The organism is Ruegeria sp. YTSC106 (genome assembly GCF_059609765.1).
Map to the genome: position 1 here is coordinate 1 of NZ_JBXWMI010000046.1, position 2,134 is coordinate 2,134.

The following is a 2,134-nucleotide window of genomic DNA, read 5'->3' on the forward strand; positions in this document are numbered from 1 at the left end:
CCCATACCCATGCCTCGGCCCATGCCCATACCCATGCCTCGGCCCATGCCCATACCCATGCCTCGGCCCATGCCCATGCCCATGCCTCGGCCCATACCGTTTCCTGTATTCATGTCCGATGTCATCTGAAGTCTCCCTGGAATTTGTTTCGGATAAAAATTGCCCGTGAAAAAATCAGTCAGCGCGGCAAGCCCGCGATCAAGAGCCCGCTTTTCAAAGCCCGTTTGTGTTCGCTATGAGAGAAAGGGTACCATGAAACAAAACGATCGACCGAGAATTTTTCGTCGAGACTCAATAACTCTTTACCGACTTCTCGAGCTTTATCTTCTTCCCCATTCATCGCGAGACTTGCGGCCAAAATCCTCAACGTTGCAATGAAGCGCGGATTTACGTGCCGAGCCTTTTCCAACCAAGAAATGGATTCGGCATAATTCTCAGACACAAACTCCGCAATTCCGGCGCCGGTCCACCATGTAAAATTCAAAGTGTCAAAAGGACTGAGCTTAAAGGCATTCTTAAACCTGTGTATCGCGTCCTCACCGCGGCCAAGGTAGGACAGAGTAACCCCACTCCAGGCCCAGCCCAAAGCATTGTTTTGATCCAGCGACAAAGCCAAATCGAACATCGACAGTGCTTGATGGGGTTTTCCTTGGAGCAGACTTGTCAAATGACCCGCCACGACCTGACAAAACGAGTCTTCGGGATCAAGTGCAATTGAATACTGAGCATGTTCAATGGCCAGTTTTTTGTCCCGCTCAGGATCGTCCGAGTGCCCTTCGCCAAATAGGTAATTCAGTCGCCATGCAGAATAAGCGTAGGCCTGCGCATATGTAGGATCGAGCTCCATTGCCCGTCGCAGCGCAGTTCCGGAGTTCCGGTAACCGTCCTCAGTGAACCGGTACAGTTCCGAGGCCGCCTTGAGAACGCAGTCATATGCGTCAAGGCTTTCCGTAGAGCGATTTCGAACGCGCTTGATACCATGCGCTTTCAGGCGCGGTTCAAAAGATCCAACGACTGCTGCCACGATGGTATCTTGGAAGTCGAACAGGTCATCTGCACTTCCGTCGAACGTCTCGGACCAAATCGATCGGTTCAAGGCGACGTCGACCAATTCCGCCGTTATCCTTAGCTTATCGCCTTGCCGGCGCACACTGCCATCCATCACGTAGTTGACGCCTAGCAGCGAGGCAACTTCCTGTAAGTCCATCGAACGCTTTGCAAATCGCAAAGTCGAGGCGCGCGCGATGACGTGAAAGGCATGGCTGCGCGACAGGCCATTGATGATGTCTTCGGTGATGCCAGACCCGAAATACTCCTCCATTTCATGGCCCGATGACGCGCGAAACGGCAGAACTGCAACGGTGGGGCGGGAGGTCCACTCGATAAAGGGTTGGTGCAACCGCGTCTCTTCTTCGGACGCTGCATCAGAAGGAATCACCTGAAACAAGTGCACAATGCGTTTGATATTCTTAAGCCGGGGAGTCCCGATATCTTTGAAACTGACATTGGCTTTGTTGGCAGCCAATTCCCGTACGATGCCCGTAGCTATGATTTGACCGGGGGCCGCTGCATCATGAATACGCGATGCAATGTTTACGCCGTCGCCCAGTATGTTCCCATCTTGCACTAAGACATCTTCGACATTTACTGCAATCCGCAATTGCAAATGACTTTCACTGCCCGCATCCATATCAGCCGTGAGTTGCGGGGTATTCTGTGCATCCACCGCCCACTCTAGGGCCGCGACAACACTTGTAAACTCGACAAGGATTGCATCTCCGGCGGTTTCAACTAGCCTTCCGCCATGTCGTTTTAGCAAGGGCAGCAAAACACCTTCTCTTAACGTTTTCCATTTATTGCCGGCGCGAATGTCGTTTTCTGCGACAAGACGCGAAAACCCTGCAACGTCCGCGAATGCGACGACTGCAAGCCGACGCATTTCGGCCGTGCGAGGTCCGTCAGTCTGAACCATCCAATAACACCCTCGAAAAACACATAATTGGCCAATGTAGATCGGCTCATTCAGAAGCTTAACTCCATACTCTGTGTCGGTCTATCTAGGTTCTGGACCTATTAATTTGGTTGTCGCCATCCCGCCTGCGTGATTCATACCCGCGAGCTTCAGGGGTATAAC

1 protein-coding gene is annotated in these 2,134 nt (G+C 52.3%); it reads right to left on the bottom strand.

Going from position 1 to position 2,134, the window contains the following annotated elements:
• Positions 1-178 precede the first annotated feature (178 nt).
• Positions 179-1,939, bottom strand: coding sequence for an adenylate/guanylate cyclase domain-containing protein (locus AC2FEB_RS23285; RefSeq protein ID WP_496884420.1), 1,761 nt, complete (start codon positions 1,937-1,939; stop codon positions 179-181).
• Positions 1,940-2,134: the final 195 nt, after the last annotated feature.

What these genes read in the sequence shown, in the direction of transcription:
- AC2FEB_RS23285 (WP_496884420.1), bottom strand. Translation starts at nt 1,939, where the DNA reads ATGCGTCGGCTTGCAGTCGTCGCATTCGCGGACGTTGCAGGGTTTTCG.